The 21,906-nt window shown below is 73.3% G+C and carries 12 protein-coding genes; all 12 read left to right on the forward strand.

Annotated elements, in window-relative coordinates; all coding sequences use genetic code 11:
• Window positions 1–4: 4 nt before the first annotated feature.
• The 12 genes from ABD330_RS22865 to ABD330_RS22920 all read left to right on the forward strand — a co-directional run bounded on the left by ABD330_RS22865 (window position 5) and on the right by ABD330_RS22920 (window position 21,684).
• A complete protein-coding gene (locus ABD330_RS22865) occupies window positions 5–3,520 on the forward strand; it encodes an SAV_2336 N-terminal domain-related protein (RefSeq protein WP_344467818.1) in 3,516 nt (1,171 codons plus the stop codon).
• Window positions 3,521–3,632: 112 nt separating this feature from the next.
• On the forward strand, window positions 3,633–5,429 hold the full coding sequence (locus ABD330_RS22870) for a hypothetical protein (RefSeq protein ID WP_344467819.1): 1,797 nt from the start codon (window positions 3,633–3,635) through the stop codon (window positions 5,427–5,429).
• A 164-nt stretch (window positions 5,430–5,593) separates the two neighbouring features.
• Complete coding sequence (locus tag ABD330_RS22875; protein WP_344467820.1) at window positions 5,594–6,943, forward strand: NAD(P)/FAD-dependent oxidoreductase; 1,350 nt, start codon at window positions 5,594–5,596, stop codon at window positions 6,941–6,943.
• 120 nt (window positions 6,944–7,063) lie between these two features.
• Complete coding sequence (locus ABD330_RS22880) at window positions 7,064–8,311, forward strand: hypothetical protein (protein ID WP_344467821.1); 1,248 nt, start codon at window positions 7,064–7,066, stop codon at window positions 8,309–8,311.
• Window positions 8,312–8,748: 437 nt separating this feature from the next.
• Entirely contained in the window at window positions 8,749–10,779 is a 2,031-nt protein-coding gene (locus ABD330_RS22885) for a galactose oxidase early set domain-containing protein (protein ID WP_344467831.1), read from the forward strand.
• Window positions 10,780–10,816: 37 nt separating this feature from the next.
• Window positions 10,817–11,347, forward strand: a complete 531-nt coding sequence (locus tag ABD330_RS22890; RefSeq protein ID WP_344467822.1) for a hypothetical protein — start codon at window positions 10,817–10,819, stop codon at window positions 11,345–11,347.
• Between the two features lie 365 nt (window positions 11,348–11,712).
• A complete protein-coding gene (locus tag ABD330_RS22895) occupies window positions 11,713–13,764 on the forward strand; it encodes a glycosyl hydrolase family 18 protein (RefSeq protein ID WP_344467823.1) in 2,052 nt (683 codons plus the stop codon).
• A gap of 196 nt (window positions 13,765–13,960) precedes the next feature.
• Window positions 13,961–14,332: a hypothetical protein gene (locus ABD330_RS22900; protein ID WP_344467824.1), complete on the forward strand. Its 372-nt coding sequence runs from the start codon at window positions 13,961–13,963 to the stop codon at window positions 14,330–14,332.
• 88 nt (window positions 14,333–14,420) lie between these two features.
• Window positions 14,421–14,855, forward strand: coding sequence for a PPOX class F420-dependent oxidoreductase (locus ABD330_RS22905; protein ID WP_344467825.1), 435 nt, complete (start codon window positions 14,421–14,423; stop codon window positions 14,853–14,855).
• A gap of 138 nt (window positions 14,856–14,993) precedes the next feature.
• Window positions 14,994–18,101: an efflux RND transporter permease subunit gene (locus ABD330_RS22910; RefSeq protein WP_344467826.1), complete on the forward strand. Its 3,108-nt coding sequence runs from the start codon at window positions 14,994–14,996 to the stop codon at window positions 18,099–18,101.
• Window positions 18,098–18,553: a hypothetical protein gene (locus tag ABD330_RS22915; RefSeq protein WP_344467827.1), complete on the forward strand. Its 456-nt coding sequence runs from the start codon at window positions 18,098–18,100 to the stop codon at window positions 18,551–18,553. The genes ABD330_RS22910 and ABD330_RS22915 overlap by 4 nt, the downstream gene beginning before the upstream one ends.
• Window positions 18,554–18,555: 2 nt before the next feature.
• Complete coding sequence (locus tag ABD330_RS22920) at window positions 18,556–21,684, forward strand: efflux RND transporter permease subunit (protein ID WP_344467828.1); 3,129 nt, start codon at window positions 18,556–18,558, stop codon at window positions 21,682–21,684.
• The last annotated feature ends 222 nt before the right edge of the window (window positions 21,685–21,906 follow it).

Consider the following 21,906-nt stretch of genomic DNA (forward strand, 5'->3'; position numbering starts at 1 on the left):
GGACATGGCCCTTCGGACGGCGCTGCGCCGGACACTGGACGTGCTGGTCGGCGCGGGAGTCGAGCTGGCTCCCGAGGAGCTGCTCGACGCGCTCTGGCTGGCCGCCCGGCTGCCGTCCGCCGAGCCCGCGGCCGAGGCCGAGCCCGGACCGGCGGCCGGCGGGCCCGCGGCGACGCCCGGGCCCGGGCCGGCCGAAGCAGCGGAAGACGGCGCGGGCCCGGGAGACGTGACCGGGCCCGCCCCGGCAGCCGCCGAACCGGAGCCGGCCCCGCACCCCCTGCACGCGACCGTGGCCCCCGGCGCGCCCGTCCGCGAGAGCGCCGACGGCCCGGCGCCGGCCTCCCGGCTCCGGGCGGCGCCGGCGGCGCAGCGCGCCCAGGCCGTCCGGGTTCCCGAACGCCGGGCCTTCCCCGACGAGTTGGGACTGGCCCGGGCCCTGCGGCCGCTCAAGCTGCACCGCGCCAGCCGCTGGCGCACCGAGCTGGACGAGACGGCCACCGCCGCCGAGGCCGCCGAGACCGGCCTGCCGGACGCGGTGCTCCGCCCGGCCCGCGAACGCTGGCTGCGCTGCGACCTGGTGGTCGACGACGGCGTCTCGATGCTGCTCTGGCGCCGCACCGCCGCCGACCTGCGCCTGCTGCTCGAACGCAGCGGCGCCTTCCGGCAGGTCCGGGTGCTCGGGCTGCGAACCCGGGGTACGGAACCCGTCCGGCTGAGCGCCGCGCCGTACCGGGACGCGGCCGACGGGGACCCGGCCCTGCTCGACCCCGCCACCCTGGCCGACCCGACCGGGCAGAGCCTGGTGCTGCTGCTGAGCGACGGCGCCGGGGCCGCCTGGCGGGACGGGCGGATCCGGGACGTGCTCGACCGCTGGGCCCGCTGCGGCCCGACGGCCGTGCTGCACACCCTGCCGCGCCGGATGTGGCCGGGCTCCGGCCTGCCCGCCGAGTACTGGACGGTGTGCACGCCCCGGCAGGGCGCCGCGAACGCCGACTGGCGCGTCCAGGACCCGTACCTGCCGTACGGCGCGCCCGGCCGGCCGGGCGTCCCGGTGCCCGTCCTCGAACTGACCCCGGCCGCCCTGCGCGACTGGTCCCGCCTGCTGGCCTCCTCCGGCGGCCAGGCCCGGCTGGCGCTCTGGGAACCGGGGCCGCCGCGCAGGCCCCGGCCGGCGGTGCCCCGGCAGGCCGCCGACCCCGACCGGGCCGCGGTCGCCCGGCTGGAGCACTTCCGGGCCGCCGCCTCGCCGCAGGCGTACCGGCTGGCGGCGCAGCTGGCCGCCGTCGCGCCCGTCACCGTCCCGGTGATGCGCCTGGTGCAGGCCGCCGGCCCGCAGCCGGCCGACCCGGTGCCGCTGGCCGAGGTCTTCCTCGGCGGGCTGGTCCGGCCGGTGCCGGGCACCGGCCGGGAGCCCGCCCACCACCGGCTGTTCGACTTCCCGGCGGTGGTGAAGGACCGGCTGCTCGACGACCTCCCGACGGCGGAGCTGGTCGAGGTCGGGCACCGGGTGAGCCGGCAACTCGAAAGCCTGGCCGGGCGGTCGCCCGACTTCCCGGCCTGGCTGCTCGGCCCGGCCGACCGGCCCGGCGACACCGCGCGCGCGGACGGCGCGCCCTTCGCCTGGGCGGCCGGCCCGCTGCTGCGCCGGCTGGGGGTCGGGCCGGAGGCGGCCGAGCGGGTGGCCGAGACCTGGTGGCGGCCGTCCACCGGGTCGCCGGGGTGGCCCCCGGCCGCCGTGGCACTGGCGGAGCGCGGCCGGCTGCGCCCGCCGGACCCCGACGACCCGGCCGTGATCGGCCCGTACCGGGTGCTCGGCCGGCTGTCACCGGACACCGAGAACTGGCTCTACGCCGCCCGGAAGAAGGGCGGCGAGCTGGTGGCCGTCCGGACGGCCGGACCGCGCCCGCGCAGCCAGCGCGCCTGGGGCCTGCTCGCGGACGAGGTCGAGAACCTCAACAGCCTCAGCCCCCGTTACAGCACCCCGCTGATCACCTGGGACACCCGGGACAAGGCCGGCTGGCTGGCCACGGCCGTGCCGCTCACCTCCGGTGACGTCCCGGCGCCCACCCTGCGGGAGTTCGTCGAGGCCTGCGGGCCGCTCAGGCCGACCAGGTTCCTCTGGCACCTGGCGCTGCACCTGGCGACCGCGCTGCGCGACTCGGCGGCCAAGGGCCTGCTGCACGGCCACCTGAGCCCGGACCGGATCCTGCTCACCGAGCACGCCCCCCTGATCACCGGCTGGCAGCACCAGCCCGGCCGGTGGTCCGCACTGCCGCCCGCCGACGCGTTCTCGGAGGCCTACCGGGCGCCCGGGGAAGGGAAGTTGTCGCAGCAGGCCGACATGTTCTCGCTCGGCGCCGTGCTGCAGTACGCCTGGACCGGGCGCGACCCGGGGCGCGGCAGCGCCGACCCGCCGACCTTCGAACTGAGGGCGGACCTGCGCCACACCCGGCAGCGCTGGCGCACGGTCCTGGCCGCCTGCCTCAGCCACGACCCGGCCGAACGGCCCGGGATCGACGCCCTGGTGGGCGAGTTCGGCCGCGCGCTGGCCCCCGGCTCCGAGGACGTCCCACTGACCGCCTGGATGTCGCCGAGGGGCCGGGAACTGCTGGGCTCCGTCAACTCCCGGGGCATCCAGCCCGGCGGGCCGTCCGCCGCCGTCCCCGGGCCTGCCGACCCGGAGCCCGCCGACGGCCCGCCGAGGCTGCGGGCCGCCCGGGTCCGGGCGGACCCGCCGCCCAGGCCGGCCGGAAACCGGCACATCACCGTGCTCTGCCCCGCCGTCGGCGTCGGGCTGGCCACCACGGCGGCGATGCTCGGCGGAGCCCTGGTGGAGCGGAACGCGGCCGCCGACAAGGAGGTGGTGGTACTCGACTCGGGACGCGGCGCGGACGCCCTCGCGGCCTGGGGGCAGCGCAAGGTCCCCAGCGGCCTCTGGGGCCTGGTCTACTCGAACTCCCGGCCCGGTGCGCACAAGCCGCGCGACTCGGGCCGCCTGGACCTCGGGGAGGACTGGTTCCGCCAGCGCGGCTACCTGGCCGCCGGGCCCGGTGGCGTGCACCTGCTCGCGGGCGAGCGCGGCGAACTCCGGCCCTGGGGCCTGACCGGAGCCGAGTACGCCGACCTGCTCTTCGGGCTCGAACGGTACTTCGCCACCCTGGTCACCTCCGTCCGCGCGCCCTCGCTCGACGGCCACGTCCACGACGTCCTGCGCCGGACGGACCAGCTGGTGGTCGTCACCGGCCCGCAGTCCGGCTTCGTCCGGGAGACGGCGAGCCTGCTCGGGCTGATCCGGGACGAGGGCCACCAGGAGCTGGTGCGGTCCAGCGTGGTCGCGGTCTCCTACGACCGGCCGAGGCGGGCCCGGGGCCTGTCCATGGTCGAGCGGCTCTGCCGGGAGGTGGTCACCATCCCGTACGACGAGGGCCTGAACTGGGGAGACTTCGTCGGCCTGGAGGAGCTCGCCCCCGAGACCTGGCAGACCTTCCGGCACCTCGCCGACCTGGTCTCCGGCGACTGAATAGCCGTCAACGGCCTTGCCGGGGGATGCGCCTGACGGCACGGAAGATCCGCTCGCTAGGATCCCCGGGACCGGCCCACTGGGCCGGACGGTCACAAGGGGGAACTGAATCTTGAGGACGATACTACGGGGCCTGGTCGGGGTCACCGGGGCGATCGCGGTCTCGGGGCTGCTGCCGCTGCAGGGCGCCGTCGCCGCCGCGCACGACCAGCCCGGCCAGCGGGTACTCACCCTGAGCGCGGGCTGCCACGACGCGGGCAGCCAGCAGTACCACGACTGGGCGACCACGCCGGCGAACCTCCAGGGCGGCAACGACACCGGCACGCACTGCGGGATCAGCGTCTACACCGGCTACTTCAACGCGGCGATGGACATCCAGCTGACGCTCTCCGCCGCCTCCGTCGCCGCCTCCGGCTACACGCCGCAGCAGCTCGGGCAGATGCTCTCGGTGCGCAGCAACTTCGAGCGGGTCGACACCCCGAGCGTGGTCTGGCAGGGCCGCCACTGGACGGCCGGCCCGGACGGCTCGCTCACGCTGGACATCCCGGACTGCAACAACCGCTGCCGCTCGAACGGCGAGACCATCGATCTCGACATCTCCGGCGCGCCGCTGTCGGACACCGTCGCCCTGAACGGGCGGCTGACGCTGACGGACAGCGCCAACGCCATGACGACCTCGGAGCCGGTGTCGCTCAACTACACCGGCAACGGCGGCCACATCACCCTCGGCACGCCCGGCACCTTCGTCCCGGTCCCGCCCGCGCGGCTGCTCGACACCCGCTACGGGACGGGCGCGCCGAAGGCCAAGGTCGGGGCCGGCCAGTCCGTCGGCGTCCAGGTCACCGGGCAGGGGGGCATACCGGCCGACGGCGTCACGGCGGTGGTCCTGAACGTGACCGCCACCAACCCGACGGCGGGCAGCTACGTCACCGCGTACCCGGACGGCTCGACGCGTCCGACGGCGTCGAACCTGAACTTCTCGGCCGGGCAGACCATTCCGAACCAGGTCACCGTCCCCGTCACGAACGGCAAGGTCGACCTCTACAACCGCGCCGGGTCCGTCGACCTGCTGGCCGACATCAGCGGCTACTACCGGGCCGGGGACAGCGGTTCGCGCTACACCGGGATCGGTCCGCTGCGGATGCTGGACACCCGTGACGGCACCGGCGCCCCGCAGGCCAAGCTCGGGCCGACCCAGATGATCAGCCTGGACGTCGTCAACGGCTCGGGTGTGCTGCCGGTCCTGCCGGGCGGTGTCACGGCCGTGGTCCTGAACGTGACCGCCACCAACCCGACGGCGGACAGCTACGTCAGCGTCTACCCGGACGGCTCGACGCGTCCGACGGTGTCGAACCTGAACTTCTCGGCCGGGCAGACCATTCCGAACCAGGTCACCGTCCCCGTCACGAACGGCAAGGTCGACCTCTACAACCGCGCCGGGTCCGTCGACCTGGTCGCCGACCTGAGCGGCTACTACTCCGCCAACGGTTCGCTGTTCGTGCCCACCGGCCCGACCCGGGTGCTGGACACCCGGCAGGGCATCGGCGGCTACGGGACGCCGTTCGGCCCGGACAAGGCCAACCAGGTCGTGCCCAACTCGTGGCAGTACGGCGTCCCGCCGTACGCGGTCACGGACGTCGTGCTCAACGTCACCGCCACCGACGCGACGGCCGGCAGCTACCTCTCGGTCTTCCCGGCGATCCCGGCTCCGCCGAGGCCGAACTTCTCGAACCTCAACTTCGGTGCGGGGCAGACCATCCCGAACGCCGTGACCAGCTCGCTGGGCGACGGCACCACCGCCTTCGTCGGCGGCGGCGTCGGGGTCGTCAACGACGGTCTGGACATCTACAACCGGGCCGGCTCCGTGAACGTGGTCGCCGACATCGGCGGCTACTTCACGGCCGGCTGACCGGCTCGGACCCGACGGGCCGCGCTCCCCGCACACGCGGGGGCGCGGCCCGTCTGCGTCCGGTCCCGTCCGCACCTGACTTCGCCTTCGCCTGCCCCCGGCCGCGTCCGGTTTCCGGCTCTGCCGGGTGACAGTCCGAAGGTGTCTCAGTTACTGTCTGTAGCATGATGGTTGAGGGTGGGATCCGAGGTCGGGGCACGGCCGTGGTGATCGGCGGCGGGCTGGCCGGCACGCTGGCGGCCTGGGCGCTGCGCGGGCACGCCGAGCGCATCGTGGTGGTGGAACGCGACCGCTACCCGGCGCGGCCCGACTTCCGGGCCGGGCTGCCGCAGGGCCGGCACGCGCACCTGGTGCTGGAGGCCGGGCACCGCGTCCTGGAGGAGCTGATGCCCGGGATCCGGGAGGAGCTGCTGGCGGCGGGGGCCGTCCGGGTCCCGCTGGCGCCCGCGCTGCGCTGGCTCAGCTCGGCCGGCTGGATGGCGGAGTTCGAGAGCGAGATCGCCTTCCTGTCCTGCACCCGGCCCCTGCTGGACCACACGGTGCTGGACCGGGTGCGCGGCGAGTCCTCGATCGAGTTCCTGGAGGGCACCGAGGTCACCGGACTCCTCGGCACGGCCCGGGCGCTGACCGGCGTCCGGGTCCGGGAGCGCGGACAGAACCCGGGCGAGGCCCGCGAGATCCCGGCCGAGCTGGTGGTGGACGCCTCCGGGCGGTCCTCCGCGCTGCCCTCCTGGCTGGCCGAACTCGGCTGCCGCCCGGTGCCCGAGGAGCGGGTCGACGCGGGCGTCGCGTACGCGAGCCGGCTCTTCCACCGCCCGCCCGGGCTGGAGCTCGACTACTCCGCCCTGTACCTCCAGACCAAGGGGCCCGAGGCACCGCGCCTGGGCGTCCTGCTGCCGGTCGAGGGCGACCGCTGGATCGTCAGCGTGGGCGGCATGCGCGGCGCCGAACCGGAGCCCGGCGAGGCGGGGTTCGACCGGCAGCTCGGTCTGCTGCGCGATCCGAGCATGCGCGAGCTGCTCGCCGGGGCCGAACCCGCGACCGACGTCCGGGGCTTCCGTCCCGGCCCGGGCGTCCGGCGGCGCTACGACCGCAGCGCCCCCGAGGGGCTGGTGGTGACGGGCGACGCCGCGTGCACCTTCAACCCCGTGTACGGGCAGGGCGTCACCGTCGCGGCCCTCGGCGCCCGGGCCCTGGGGGCGGCCGTCGCCCGGCACGACGGCATCGGCCACGCGGCGGCCGCCGCGGGCCGCAGGGGCGTCGCCGCCGCGTCCAGGAACGCCTGGACGATGTCCGCCAGCGAGGACGTGCGCTTCCCCACCACCACCGGCGGCCCGACCGGGGCCCTGGTCCGCTTCCAGCACCGCTATCTGGACAAGGTGCTGGCCCGCGCCACCACCGATCCGCTGGTCTGCTCGGCCTTCCAGAACGTGATGTCGCTGGTCTCCCCGCCGGCCGCGCTGTTCCACCCCGCCGTCCTCGCCTCCGTGCTGCGCGGCGGTGCTCCCCGCTGAGCGGTGCCCCGCGCGCTCCCGGTCCACCGGCCGTGCGGGCAAGGCGATCTACCGCCGTCCGTCCGTCGGCGGTAGTGTCCACCGCACTGTCGGGGTGGGTGTCGCGCACGGGGGAGCCGAGTGTCTGTCGACGATGACCAGGTGTCGCTGCGGTCTTCGGAGCCGTCGCCCCCGCCGGGGCCCGGGGCGGAGCAGCCGCCGGACCCGGCGGGCGCGACGACCGCGCAGGAGCTGGTCCACCGGCTCCGCCTGCTCAAGAGCTGGTCCGGCGACCTCTCGCTGCGCGAGCTCCAGCGGCGCAGCGGCCTGCCGCGCAGCACGATCGCCGACGCGCTGGACCCGCGCCGCACCCGACTGCCGCCGCTGGGCCGGGTGCTGGCCATCGTGGAGGCGTGCGGCGCCTCGAAGGGCGCGGTCGAGGAGTGGGAGGCCGCCTGGCGGCGGATCCAGCTGCGGCCGCCCCTGGCCGCCGACCTCCCGCCCGGTGACCCGGTGCTGCCCGAACCCGGCAGCGAGCCGGAAGACGAGCTGGAGGACGGGCCCGAAGACGAGCCGGGGGACGGGCCGGGGAATGAGGTTGAGGACGGGCCCGGGAGCGGGCCCCGGAGCGGCGGCCGCGTCCGGGGCCGACGCCGGCCCGTGCTGTTCCTCGTGGCGGCGGCGCTCACCGCGGCCGCCCTGCTCGGGTGGTCCGCCAGTACCGACCGTGCGGAGGCGCCCGTGGCCTCCACGAGTTCGGCCGACGGCCGGATCGGCTACGTCGCCCGGACGGCCGACGACTTCCAGATCCTGGGTACGTCCGGCGTCGACCTGGCCGTCCTGCACCCCGTCGCGGCCGGTGACGCGCTGGTCGTCAGCATGATGCTCACCAGTACCAGCGCCGGTCCGGTCAAAGTGACCGACACGGCCGGCAACGGTTACAGCCTGGTCGGCGACGTCGTCGACGCCTACTGGCACCGCACGATGGTGTTCGCGGCCTTCCACGCCAAGCCGCTGAACACCGCCGACCGGATCAGCTTCGGCTACCCGAAGTCCAGCAAGTACCAGATCGCCGTCGACGAGTTCCAGGGCCTCACCGCCGCCGGACCGCAGGCCACTGCGTCCTCGGTCTACGACCACAACTCCACCGGGTTCAGCACCAGCGCCCACCCGTTGGCGTGCGCTCCGGACGACCTGCTGCTCAGCGCGGTGGGGACGAACTCCGGCCCGGCCCCGATCTTCGCGTCCGGCTGGCAGACGCTGCCCGTGCTCAAGCTCTCCTCCTACCGCCTGACCACCGCCTACCGCTTCGTCACCAGCGCCGAGAAGTGCGCCGCCACCGGCACCACCACGGCCCAGTGGGAGGCCACTGCGCTCACCTTCCACTGAGCAGGGCGCGCCCAGGGGGCACCCCTGGGCCGCGTCCACGGGACGCACACCGCACCGGTTCCGATCCGTGACATTTTCCGACATTCCCCCATGCGCGGACCGACTAGGATCGCCGTCGAAGACGCGTCCGATCCCATCGCGTCCTCTGCCTCACCCCGTACCTCGCGTCAGGACCGCAACGGCGTACCGCTGTCCGGCGCGCGCTCGCGTTCCCGCACCTCGTTCGTGGGCACCGCATTGCACCGCACCGCACGTCACCGCGTCGCACGGCACCTGCCGCACCACTTCGGCTGCCCCGCCGTCCTGTCCCGGCCGGGCGGGCCGCCGGTCCGGTGGTTCATCCGGGCCCGGCCCCGACCGCCGCCGATCCACCCCGCTTGGAGGAACCTCCTGTGCAACGGACGTCCCGTCACAAGGCCGGCCTGGCTTATCTGGCCATGTTCTCGCTGCTGGCGCTGATGCTCGCCGCGCGCCCGGCGTGGGCCGGTACCAACCTGGTCGCCAACCCGGGGTTCGAGCAGCTCGACTCCACCGGCTTCCCGGTCTGCTGGGAGAAGTCCGGCTGGGGCAACGGCACGGTCGCGTACAGCCGCACCACCGCCGCGCACGGCGGCAGCACCGCGATGTCGATCACGGTGACCGGGGTCACCACCGGTGACGACAAGCTGCTGATGACGGAGAACGCGTCCTGCGCGCCGGCCGTGACGCCCAAGCACCAGTACGACCTCGGGCTCTGGTACAAGTCCACCACCCCCAACACCGTGGTGACCGCCTTCCGGCACGACACGACCGCCGGCTGGCAGTACTGGACGGACCTGGAGACCCTCCCGGCGACGGCGGCGTACCAGCACACCACCGTGCGCACCCCGGCCGTCCCGCCGAACACCGACCGGATCTCCTGGGGCGCCACCGTCTACGGCACCGGCACGCTGGTCACCGACGACTACACCATGCAGGACACCACCGTCCCCGTCACCGGCGGTACGTGCACGGCCGGCGCGGCCTGCACCACCGGCTCGTGGCAGGTGCTGCCGTTCCTGAACCCGGTGCGCAGCATGCACGCCATCGTGCTGCACAACGGCAAGGTGCTGCTGATGGCGGGCTCGGGCAACGACCCGATGGCGTTCGCCGCCGGTACGTTCAGCTCCGCCGTGTACGACCCGGCGAGCGGCAAGTTCACCCAGATCGCCACTCCCACCGACATGTTCTGCTCCGGGCACGTGCAGCTGCCGGACGGCCGGGTGCTGATCATGAGCGGCACGAAGGCCTACCCGGCCGCCGACGGGAGCCACGGGTACGAGGGGCTGACCAGTTCGTACATCTTCGACCCGGTCGCGCAGACCTACACCCGGGTCAACGACATGAACGACGGCCACTGGTACCCGTCCGCCACCGAGATGGGTGACGGCGACGTCATGACCTTCGGCGGCCTGAAGGCGGACTCCTCGGGCAGCGTGACCGCCGAGCTGTTCTCCAACGCGCAGCAGAAGTGGCTGGCGAGCAGCCAGGTCAACCAGACCTGGTCGTACTTCGGCCTCTACCCGGCGATGATCCTGATGCAGGACGGCCGGCTGTTCTACTCGGGCAGCCACGTCTTCGGCAACGGCACTCCGGGGACGGGCGCCTCGATCTACAACTACCAGGCGAACACCATCACGCCCGTCCCGGGCCTGCAGAGCAAGGACACCCGGGACCAGTCGATGAGCGTGATGCTGCCCCCGGCCCAGGACCAGCGGGTCATGGTGATGGGCGGCGGCAACATCTACACCAACGTGGACGCCGGCCGGCAGACCGACCTGATCGACCTGAAGGCCGCCAGCCCGGCCTACCAGCCGGGCCCGCTGCTGCCGCAGGGCACCATGAGCAACGGTGCGAAGGAGACCGGCGCCCAGGGCAAGATGTACGTCTCCTCGGTGCTGCTGCCCGACGGCAAGGTCTTCGAGACCGGCGGCGGTCTGCACAACCGGACGGACCCGGTGTTCGAGGCGTCGATGTTCGACCCGACCACCAACACCTTCACCCCGGGCATGGCCACCGACCCGATCCCGCGCAGCTACCACTCGGCGTCGTTCCTGCTGCCGGACGGCCGGGTGATGTCGGTCGGCGACAACCCCGGTGACGGGTCGTTCAACATGCACGTCTCGGTCTACACGCCGCCGTACCTGCTGCACGGCGCCCAGCCGAAGATCACCTCGGTGGCCAACCCGATGTGGTCGTACGGCTCCAGCCAGAAGGTCACGGTCGACTCGCCGATCGTGCGTGCCGAGCTGATCCGCCCGGCGGCGGTCACGCACTCCTCGGACCCGAACCAGCGGTTTGTCGACCTGCCGCTCACCGTGAACAGCGGCGGCAGCGTGAACCTCAACGTGACCAGCAACCCGAACCTGGCGCCGCCCGGGTACTACATGCTCTTCGTGGTCAACGCGAACGGCGTGCCGTCGGTGGCGCAGTGGGTCCACCTGATGTGACCGGCCGACCCGCAGCACGCAGAGAGGAGTCCTCCCGATGACCGATCGCACTCCGTCCCACCGGCGGCGCGGCGGCAGCCGCGGCCGCCGGGTGGCGGCAGCCGTCCTGGGCACCGGCGCGGCTGCCGCGCTGGCCTTCGTGCTGGCCACCGGCGGCGCCGCGTCCCGTCCGGCCGCTGCCGGGCCGCCGCCGCAACCGCCCGCCCCCCATGTGCTGAACTTCGCCAACGAGGTGCAGGCACCGGCCCAGCAGGCCGCCACGCCTGAGGCGTCCCCGGGCCGGCCGTCCGCGGCCGCCCCGGCCCCGGCCCGGCAGCCGGCGGCGGGCCCGACCGAAGTCCCGGTCGCGGCCGACGCGGACGGCTGCGACCACGCCTACGGCCAGATCAACCAGTGCGTCCCGCGCGCCTTCCCGGCCGGGGTGCAGGACACGCCGGCGGCCCGCTGCGGGTGGCTGGTCGCGCACGGTTACCACGCACTCGCCGTCCACGCCCGGGACGACCTCGGGTTGGACAGCAACGGCGACGGGGTGGCCTGCGGTCCGGGCGACGCCGGAGCGGCCGCCTGACGCGGACTTGAGATCCCGGGGCGGACGCGGCCCCGGACGACGAAGTGGCTGGTCGGTCAACCGACCAGCCACTTCGTGCGTCCGGCGGCGCCCGCCCGGCCCGGACGGGATCCCTTGACAGCCCATTTGGTCTAGTCCACCCTGTGTGCCGGACCCCACTGCCGGCCGGCCCCCACGCCGCCCGGATCCGGGTGCCTGCCGGTAACCCGCCTGCTGGAAGGGCGAGTTACCCACAGTTCCGATGCCCCACCGCACCACCCCCGCACCCTGCTCCACTGCTCCTCTGCTCCCGTCTGCCGCCTCCCCGACGATCTCCGGTTGGCGGACGGGGTCCTGTATGCCCCCACGTGACAGGAGAGCTCAGCATGCGCAGATCCAACCGATCGGCACTGGCGGTGACTTCGGCGGCGGTGCTGCTGGGTGCCGCCATGTCGCTCCTGGGCGTGCACAACGTCCAGGCCGCCTCGCCGCGGACCCCCACGGCCGCGCCGACCAACACCACCGGGGCGCCCGCCACCTCGGGCGGGCTCAAGGTGGCGTACTACGACCAGTGGTCGGTCTACGCCAACGCGTTCTACCCGAAGAACGTCGACACCTCCGGGATGGCGGGCAAGCTCGACTACCTGATCTACGACTTCGAGAACATCGACCCCACCAACCTGACCTGTTTCGAGGCCAACTCGGCCGCCTCGCAGGACGAGAACAACCCCAACGCCGGTGACGGCGCGGGCGACTCGTTCGCCGACTACGGGAAGAGCTACGGCGCCGACCTCAGCGTCGACGGCACCGCCGACGCCTGGAACATGCCGATCGTCGGGAACTTCCACCAGCTCCAGGAGCTGAAGAAGAAGAACCCGCACCTCAAGGTCGTGCTGTCGCTGGGGGGTTGGACCTACTCCAAGTACTTCTCCGACGCGGCGGCCACCGACGCCTCGCGCAAGAAGCTGGTCGGCTCCTGCATCGACATGTTCATCAAGGGCAACCTGCCCTCGCAGGGCGGCTACGGCGGCGCCGGCACCGGCAAGGGCATCTTCGACGGCTTCGACATCGACTGGGAGTACCCGGGCGGCGGCGGGCACACCGGCAACCACGCGACCCCGGCCGACAAGCAGAACTTCACCGCGCTGCTGGCGGAGTTCCGCACCGAGCTGAACGCCCAGGGCCTCGCGGACGGGAAGACCTACTCGCTCTCGGCGGCCCTGCCGGCCGGCCAGGACAAGATGCGGTACGTCGAGACCGACAAGATCGGGCAGTACCTGACCTTCGGCGACCCGATGACGTACGACATGCACGGCGGCTGGGAGCCGACCGGGCCGACCAACCACCAGGCCCCGGTCTACCAGAACCCGGCCGACCCCTCGAACCCGATCCCGCCCGGGACGGCCAAGTACTCGGCGGACGAGGCGATCAAGGCCTACACGGTCGGTGATCCGCAGTACTCGATCCCCGGCGGCTTCCCGGCGGGCAAGCTGAACATCGGCGTGCCGTTCTACTACCGGGGCTGGACGGGGGTGGCGGCCGGCGCGAACCACGGCCTCTACCAGAGCGCCAGTGGCCCGGCGGCGGGTGCGGCCGACTCCGGGAACGTGGCCGGGGTCCGGATGTACAAGGAACTCTCCGGCATCGTGGACAACCCGGCCGACACCTTCTGGGACCCGGCGGCCCAGGCCTCGTACTTCTACGACGGCACCAACTTCTGGTCCGGCGAGAGCACCAGGTCCGTCCAGGCCAAGGCCGACTACCTGCACTGCAACGGGCTCGGCGGGACGATGATGTTCTCGCTGTACGACCTGGACCCGGCGGCGACGCTGTTCAACGCGGCGGTGGCGGACACCAACGGCTCGGCCGCGAGCTGCCCGGCGCCCTCGCCGAGCCCCTCCTCCTCGCCGTCGTCCTCGCCTTCGTCCAGCCCGAGCCCGTCCTCCTCCCCGTCGTCGTCCCCGTCCCCGTCGTCGAGCCCGTCCTCCTCGCCCTCCTCCAGCCCGTCCTCCTCGCCGTCCCCGTCCTCCTCGCCGACCGGCTCCGGCGGGATCGTGGCCAACGGCGGCTTCGAGTCCGGCGGCCTGTCCCCGTGGACCTGCACCGGCAACCTCGGCACGGTGGTGGGCAGTCCGGTGCACTCCGGCACGCACGCCCTCCAGGGCATGCCCAGCGGGTCCGACGACGCTCAGTGCTCGCAGACCGTCACGGTGAAGCCCAACACCACGTACACGCTGTCCGGTTGGGTGCAGGGCAACTACACCTACCTCGGGGTGACCGGCTCCGGCGCCGACACCTCGACCTGGACCTCGGGCACCGGCTGGTCGCAGCTGTCGACCAAGTTCACCACCGGCGCCGCCGTGAGTTCGGTGACCGTCTGGGTGCACGGCTGGTACGCACAGGGGAACTACTACGCCGACGACATCAACGTCAGCTGATGTGAGCCCCGGAGGGCGGAACCATCTGAAATCCAGGTGATTCCGCCCTCCTCTGTTCTCGAACGACCTGAACGGGTCATATTCTGGCCGGGAATCCCCTGCTGACGCCCAGTGGCATTCACTACAGTTGCCATCCGGAGCGGCTGGACGCGGAGCCATCCGCCCTCATCCACCGGATCGAGCAAGAGGAGCCCCCATGCCACGTCTGCGTACCGCCCTGGGTGTCGCGCTGCTGAGCGCCGCGGCCACCGTGACCCTGTCCGTCGCCCCGGCCCAGGCCTCGCCCGGCGGCACCTCCAACGTCTGCGGCAGCTCGTCGACCCCGGCCGGCTGGGTCGACGTCCAGTGGTGGCACAGCTCCGGCTGCGGATCGTGGGACTTCAGCCCCAACACCAAGCAGATCGAGCAGCTCACCGGACTGCCGGTCGGCACCAGCGTCAACGCCTGTAGCACCACCTACCCGCCGGCCGGCTGGGCCATCGTCGGCTCCTACTACAGCAGCGGCTGCCAGGTCGGCTCGGTGCCCAGCTTCAACCCCAACACCTGGACCCTGACCCGGGTCTCCTGACCGTCCTGGTGTCGGACCGGGCGCGGGCGCGGACGGCTGCGTAGGGTGGGCCGGGCCGACTGACCCCCCATCAGCAGAGGAGGCCCCGATGGCCGACGAAGCCGCGCTCCGCGCCCTGTTCGCCGCCCGCAAGGGCGGCGTACTGGCGACCCTCAAGCGGGACGGCCGCCCGCAGCTGTCCAACGTCATGTACGCCTACGACGAGGCCGCGGCCCTGATCCGGGTGTCCGTCACCGAGGACCGCGCCAAGGCCAGGAACCTGCGCCGCGACCCGCGCGCCAGCTTCCACGTCACCAGCGCGGACTTCTGGTCCTGGGCCGTCGCCGAGGGCACCGCCGAGCTCACCCCGGTCGCGGCCGCCCCCGACGACGCCACCGTCGAGGAGCTGGTGGACCTCTACCGGACACTCAGCGGTGAACACCCGGACTGGGACGACTACCGCGCCGCCATGGTCCGCGACCGCCGGATCGTGGTCAGGCTGCACGTCGAGCGCTACTACGGACAGGCCCCGGACGCGGGCTGACCCGCGGTCGCCGGGCCGAACGACACGCGAACGGACGCCACACGCGGTCGTACGACTACTCCGGGTGCATGATTGGCCACGTTGGGTCCTGGTGGATCGGCGTGGCAGCGCGCCGGAGCAGGCTAGGTGGTGCCGACCGTGCGGTGGATCGTCGTATCGAGCATCCGGCTGGCGGCCGCGGTGGCGGCGGCCGCCCTGGTCGTCCTGTTCCTGGGCACCGCCGTCCTGCGCCACGCGCCCGTCGACACCCTGCCGGAGTTCCTGCCGCCGCACGTCCAGGTCCAGACCGAGGCGCTCGGACTGTCCGCCAACGAGGTCGAGCAGCTGATCACGGTGCCGCTGGAGGACGAGTTCAACGGCCTGGCCTTCCTCGACCACCTGCGCTCGCAGTCCAGACCGGGCCTGTCGGCGATCGACCTCACCTTCAAGCCGGGCACCGACATCTACCAGGCCCGCCAACTGGTCACCGAGCGGGTGGCACAGGGCCCCGCCGTCGTCCAGGTCGGCACCCCGCCGGTGATGATCCAGCCGCTGTCCGCCCAGAGCCGGGCCATGATGGTCGGCCTGTCCTCGAAGACCGTGTCGATGATCGACCTGTCCACCCTGGCCCGCTGGCGGATCCGCCCCCGGCTGCTCTCGGTGCCCGGCGTCGCCAACGTCACCATCTGGGGCCAGCGGGACCAGCAGCTCCAGGTGCTGGTCGACCCGGCCCGGATGCACCAGCAGGGCGTCACCCTGACCCAGGTGATCAACACGACCGGCGACGCGATGTGGACCTCCCCGCTCTCCTTCGTCGAGGCCTCCTCCCCGGGCGCCGACGGCTTCATCGACACCCCGAACCAGCGGCTCTCGGTCCAGCACATCCAGCCGATCAGCACCCCCAAGGACCTGGCCGCGATCCCGCTGGAGGAGACCACCGACAAGAAGGTGCTGCTCGGCGACGTGGCGACGGTGGTGATGGACCACCCGCCGCTGCGCGGTGACGCCGCCCTGGCGGGCGGGCCCGGCTTCCTGCTGGTGGTCGAGAAGTTCCCCGGCGCGGACACCCTCGCGGTGGCCAAGGGCGTGGAGAGCGCGATGGCCGACCTGACGCCCGGCCTGTCGGGCGTCACCGTCGACACCGGCGTCTTCCGCCCGGCCACCTTCATCGAGACCGCGCTGCGCCACATCGGCTGGGCCGCGCTGGCCGGGCTGGTGCTCCTGGTGGTCTGGCTGGGCCTGTGCTGGCGGTCCTGGCGGGTGGCCCTGATCGCGCTGGTGGGCGTCACCCTGCCGCTGGTCGCCGCCGCCGACGTCCTCTACCTCAGCGGTGCCACCTTCACCACCATGACGCTGGCCGGCCTGGTGGTCGCCCTGGGCGTGGTCGTCGACGACACGGTACGGACAGTGGCCGCGATCCGGCACCGGCTGTCCGAGCCGGGCGGGCCCGGCCCGGCGCCGTCCCGGGCGGAGCTGATCGCCGAGGCGGTGCCGACGCTGCGCGGCCCGCTCGGCTTCGCGCTGGCCGCCATCGCGCTGGCGGCCGTGCCGCTGCTGTTCCTCGGCGGCCTGGGCGGCTCACTCACCCGCCCGATGGTGACGGCCTACCTGCTCGCGGTGCTGGCCGCGACCCTGGTCGCGATGACCGTCGTCCCGGCTCTGGCCCACCTGCTGCTGCGGAAGGCGCCGCCCCGGCGCGAGAGCCCCCGCCCGGTCCGCCGGGCCGGGCGGCTGCTCGGCCGGGCACAGCTGCGCTTCGTCCGGCGGGCGGGCTGGGTGTACGGGTCGGTCGCCGTGCTGGCGGTGTGCGGACTGGCCGTCCTGCCGCAGCTGGGCACCGGCGGGCTGATCCCGCAGACCCAGGACCGCAGCCTGCTGGTCCGCTGGCAGGCCGCGCCCGGCACCTCGCTGCCGGCCATGCAGCAGGCCACCGCGGCGGCCGGGGACGCACTGCGCGCCGTCCCCGGTGTCGCGGGCGTGGCCAGCGACCTCGGGCAGGCCCTGATGGGCGACCAGCAGGTCGACGTGGACTCGGCCCAGAGCTGGATCACCCTGGCCCCGAACGCGGACTACAGCGCGACCCGGGCGGCCGTCGAGCGCCGGCTCACCGAGGCGACCGGTCTGCGCCACACCCTGCTCACCTACCCGCAGGCCGCCCTCGACGCGGGCCGCACCCAGCAGGGCCCGCCGCTCTCCGTCCGGCTGTACGGGACGGACCAGCAGGTGCTGGCCGCCCAGGCCGAGCGGATCCGGCAGTCGCTGGCCGGCCTGCACGGCGTCGTCGGCGCGCAGGTGAACCTGCCCGCCCAGGTGCCGTCCATCAAGATCGACACGAACATCGAGGCGGCGGCCGCCCAGGGCCTCAAGCCCGGCGACATCCGGCGGGCCACCGCCGTGCTGCTCGCCGGGATCCCGGTCGGCAGCTACTACCAGCAGCAGCAGATCTTCGACGTGTCGGTGTGGAGCGAGCCGGCCGGCCGGCAGAACCTCTCCGACGTCCAGCACCTCCTGCTGGACGCCCCGAACGGCCGGCAGGTCGCGCTCGGCGACGTCGCCGCCGTGTCCGTGCAGCCGACCGCCACCGAGGTCGACCACGACCAGGCCTCCCGCTACCTGGACATCACCGCCGACGTACGCGGCACCGACCTCGACCCCCTGGTGGACCGGGCCCGGACGGCCGTCCAGGCCCTCGGCCTGCCACTCGGCTACCACGCCGAGGTCTCCAGCGACCTCGCCCAGCGGCAGAGCGGCGACCTGCGCACCCTGCTGTACGTGCTCGCGGCCGCCGCCGGCATCCTGCTGCTGCTGCACGCCGCGCTGCGCGGCTGGGGCCGGGCGGCCCTGCTGTTCGTCACCCTGCCGCTGTCGGCGGCCGGCGGCGTGCTGACCGCGCTGGTGGCCGGCCGGTTCCTGACGGCGGGGGCGCTGATCGGCTTCCTCGCCGTCCTCGGGCTCGCACTGCGCGGCGGCATCCTGCTGCTCCGCACCATCCAGCGGCTCGAACAGCTGCACCCGGAGAGCCCACGGGTCGACCTGGTCCTGCAAGGCACCCGACAGGTCGCCCTGCCGTCGCTGGTGACGGCCGTCGGCCTGGCGCTCGCCGTCCTGCCGTTCGTCGTACGCGGCGACATCGCGGGGATGGAGGTGCTGCGGCCGCTGGCCCTGGTGGTGCTCGGCGGCCTGCTGAGCTCACTGCTGGTGACCTGGTTCCTGCTGCCGGGCCTCTACCTGCGGCTGGTCCCGCGCTCCCCGGCCGGTGCCGCGTGACCGCGCCGCGCCGCTACCGGGCCGCCGCGCTGCTGCCCGCGGCGCTCGCGCTCGGCGGGTGCTCGCACGGCTCGGCCGGCCCGGTCGTCGCGGCCCACCCGGCGAGCCTGGTCGCCATCCCGGGCAGCACCCTGCACCAGGTGGTGCTGACCGAGGACTCGGCCCGCAGGCTGGGCGTCCGGACGGAGCCGGTCCGCCCGGCACCGGCCGCCGCCGACGCCGCCTCGGGCCTGACGGCCGTCGCGACCACCGCCCTCGTCTACGACCCGCAGGGCGCCTCCTGGACGTACACCCCGACCGGGCCGCTCGCCTACACCCGCAGCCCGGTCACCGTCGACCACGTCAGCGGGAACGTCACGGTGCTGCGCGCGGGCCCGCCGGCCGGGACGCCGGTGGTGACCGTCGGGGTACCGGAACTGCTCGGCACCGAGTACGGCGTCGGAGAGGAATGACCGTGGCACGCAGGACGGCGATGCGCGCCATCGTCTCGTGGAGCCTGAGGTACCGGCTGCTGGTGGTCGCCGCAGCGGTGGCGATGATGGTGGTCGGCATCACCACCGTCCGCGACACCCCGGTGGACGTGTTCCCCGAGTTCGCGCCGCCGCAGGTGCAGATCCAGACCGAGAGCCTCGGCCTGTCCACCTCGGACGTCGAGTCGCTGGTCACCGTGCCGCTCGAACTGGCGATGAACGGCATGCCGGGCCTGGACCACCTGCGGTCCACCTCGGTGCCGCAGCTCTCCTCGATCGTCATGGTCTTCAAGCCCGGCGCCAACCTCCTGCACGCCCGCCAGCTCGTCCAGGAAAGGCTGGCCACCGTCCGTCCCACGCTGCCCAAGTGGGCCAGCCCGCCCGTCATGCTGCCGCCGGTGTCGGCCACCGCCCGGGTGCTCCAGATCGGGATGACCTCGGACCAGCACTCCGTCATGGAGCTCTCCAGGCTCGCCTACTGGAACGTCAAGGCCCGGCTGCTGCGGGTGGACGGCGTGGCGGACGTGTCGATCTGGAACGAGCGGCAGCCCACCCTCCAGGTCCAGGTCGACCCGGCGAAGCTGGCGGCGCAGCACAGCACCCTGGACGAGGTGGAGCGCACCACCTCCGACGCGCTGGACTCGGGCGCGCTCCAGTTCTCCACCGGGTCGGTGGTCGGCGCCGGCGGTTCGCTGGACACGGCCGACGGGCAGCGGCTCCAGGTCGAGCACGGGCTGGCGGTCCGGACCCCGGAGGACCTCGCCAAGGTGCCGCTGGAGGACCAGGCCGCGCACGGGAACGTGGTGCCGCTCGGTTCGGTGGGCCCGGTGGTCCAGGACTACACGCCGATCATCGGCGACGCCGTCATCAACGGCCGGCCCGGGCTGCTGCTCGTCGTCGAGAAGCTGCCCTGGGGAAACACCCTCAAGGTGACCAGCGGAGTGGAGGACGCCCTCAGAGCGCTCCAACCGGGGCTGCCCGGAGTCACCTTCGACGCCACGATCTTCCGCCCGGCCACCTTCATCGAGGACTCGATCCACAACCTGCGGACCTCGCTGCTGCTGGGCTTCCTGCTGGTCGTCGTGATCCTGGTGCTGTTCCTGTTCGAGTGGCGGGTCGCCCTGATCAGCCTGGTGACCATCCCGCTGTCGCTGACCGCGGCGCTGCTGGTGCTGCGGGCCGTCGGCGCCACCGTCAACACCATGGTCCTGGCCGGGCTGATCATCGCGCTCGGCGCGGTGGTGGACGACGCGATCATCGACGTGGAGAACATCCTCAGACGGCTGCGCGAGGCCCGCAGCGAGGGCAGCCGGGTCTCCACCGCCTCGGTCATCCTGGAAGCCTCGCTGGAGGTCCGCAGCCCGATCGTCTACGCGACGCTGATCATCGTGGCGGCCGCCGTCCCGGTGTTCCTGCTGCACGGCCTGACCGCCGCGTTCTTCCGTCCGCTCGCGCTCGCCTACACCCTGGCGATCGTGGCCTCGATGGTGGTCGCCCTGACCGTCACACCCGCGCTGACCCTGCTCTTCCTGCGGCGTGCCCCGCTGCGGCGCGGCCAGTCCCCGCTGGTCCGGTGGCTGCAACGGCTGTACACCTCGGTGCTGTCACGCATCGTCGCCCGCCCGCGCGCCGCCTACGCCGGGTTCGGCGTGGTGATCCTGCTGGGCGCGCTGGTGGTGCCGCAGCTCGGGCAGTCCCTGTTCCCGACCTTCAGACAGCGCGACCTGCTGATCCACTGGGACGCCATCCCCGGCACCTCCGACGCCGAGATGCAGCGCACCACCACCCAGCTGAGCCGTGAACTGCTCGCGATCCCCGGGGTGCGCACCTTCGGCGCCCACATCGGCCGCGCCAAGCAGGGCGAGGAGGTGGTCGGGATCAACGCCGCCGAGGTCTGGATCAGCACCGACCCCTCGGCCGACTACACGAAGACGGTCAACGCCGTCCGTACCGTGGTGAACAGCTACCCCGGGCTCTACCGGGACGTGGAGACCTACCTCAACGAGCGCATCGAGGAGGTCCTCACCGGCTCGAAGGAGGCCGTCGTCGTCCGGGTCTACGGACAGGACCTGGCGGAGATGCGCAACACCGCGAACGCGGTGCTCGGGAAGGTCGCCGAGGTGCCCGGCGTGGTCGACCAGCACGTCGACCTGTCCGTCGACACCCCGCAGATCCAGATCCAGGTCGACCTCGCCAAGGCCGCGCAGTACGGGCTCAAGCCCGGCGACGTGCGGCGGCAGGCGGCCGCCATGGTGGCGGGCCAGGAGATGGGCAACGTCTTCCGGGACAACCAGGTCTACGGCGTCTACGTCTGGAGCACCCCCGACACCCGCGCCAGCACCACCGCGATCGCCGACCTCGCCCTCAACACCGCCTCCGGCGCGACCGTGCGCCTGGGCGACCTGGCCACCGTCAGCCTGCGCTCCGACCCCTACCTGGTCACCCGCGACCAGAACTCGCGCTACCTGGACGTCGGCGCGAACGTCCAGGGCCGGGACCTGTCGGCCGTCGTCCAGGACATCAAGACCCGGTTGAAGGGCGTGGCGATCCCGCAGGGGTCGCACTACACGCTGCTGGGGGAGTACCAGGAGCGGCAGGCCGCCCAGAGCAGCCTGTTCACCACCGCGCTCATCGCCGCCGCGGCGATCCTGCTGCTGCTCCAACTGGCCTTCCGGTCCTGGCGGCTGGCCACCTTCGTCTTCCTCACGCTGCCGATGGCACTGGTCGGCGGTCTGATCGCGATCTGGATCGGCGGCGGCGTCATCACCATCGGCGCGCTGGTCGGCTTCTTCACGGTCTTCGGCATCGCCGCCCGCAACGGCATCCTGCTGATCAACCACTGCCAGCACCTGGAACGGCAGGAGGGCGAGGGCTTCGGAGCGGCCCTGGTGGTGCGTGGCGCCCGGGAGCGGCTCGCGCCGATCCTGATGACCTCGCTCGCCACCGGGCTGGCCCTGGTGCCCCTGGTGGTCCTCGGAGCCAGGCCGGGCCACGAGATCGAGTACCCGCTCGCCGTCGTCATCCTGGGCGGCCTGGTCACCTCGACCCTGCTCACCCTCTTCGTGGTGCCCTCGCTCTACCTCCGCTTCGGCCACCCGCGAGTGCGCGCGTGACCGCCGAACGCCCGTGGCCCGCCGGCTGAAGACCGGCTCACCGAGGCCACCGCCGTGCAATCCGGCCGGCATCCCCCGACCCGGGCCCCTGGAGGACCGACCTGTTGACTTCCTCCCCGGCGTGAACGCCGGGGATTCCCCTCAGCCTCGCGGCTGAGCCGCTGCGTGTGAGCGCTGCGGTGGGACGACTTCCTGCTTCACCGACGACTGCCCGCCCGGAGT

It is taken from the genome of Kitasatospora kazusensis, assembly GCF_039529945.1.
GTDB classification, from domain to species: domain Bacteria; phylum Actinomycetota; class Actinomycetes; order Streptomycetales; family Streptomycetaceae; genus Kitasatospora; species Kitasatospora kazusensis.